1 protein-coding gene is annotated in these 631 nt (G+C 68.8%); it reads left to right on the top strand.

The window, feature by feature from the left end:
• The coding region (locus tag GWE18_RS41985; RefSeq protein WP_275191316.1) for an AMP-binding protein at positions 1–631 on the top strand (631 nt) is incomplete at both ends.

Here is a 631-nt window from a genome sequence, read left to right as displayed (position 1 = left end):
TCCCGATCGGCCGTCCGATTGCGAACACGCGGATCTATCTGCTGGATGGTGATGGCGCGCCTGTTCCGTTTGGGGCCGTAGGGGAGCTTTACATTGGCGGCGCGGGGGTGGCGCGTGGCTATCTGAACCGTCCCGAGCTGACCGCGGCGCGGTTTTTGGCCGATCCGTTCAGCACTGAGCCTGGGGCGCGGATGTACCGCACCGGCGACCTTGCGCGCTATCTGCCGGACGGCAATCTGGCGTTTCTGGGCCGCAACGACGACCAGGTGAAGATCCGCGGCTTCCGCATCGAGCCGGGCGAGATCGCGGCGCGGCTCGTCGAGCACGCCGCGGTGCGCGACGCGGTGGTGGTGGCGCGCCAGGACCGCGCCGGCGAGCAGCGGCTGGTCGCCTATGTGGTGTGCGCGTCCGAGGCGGGCTCGGATGGGCTGGATGGAAGCGAACTTGCCGGCACCTTGCGCACGCACTTAAGTGCGCGGCTGCCGGACTACATGGTGCCGTCGGCGTTTGTGCACCTTGCGGCGCTGCCCTTGACGGTGAACGGCAAGCTCGACCGCAAGGGCCTGCCGGCGCCTAAGGATGAGGCGTATGCGCGCGCCGCCTATGAGGCGCCGCAAGGCGAGATCGAGAC

It is taken from the genome of Bradyrhizobium sp. CSA112 (assembly GCF_029051645.1).
In the GTDB taxonomy this organism is placed as follows: domain Bacteria; phylum Pseudomonadota; class Alphaproteobacteria; order Rhizobiales; family Xanthobacteraceae; genus Bradyrhizobium.
Note: the sequence above shows the minus strand (reverse complement) of the source record. Positions and strands in the feature narration are given on the sequence as shown.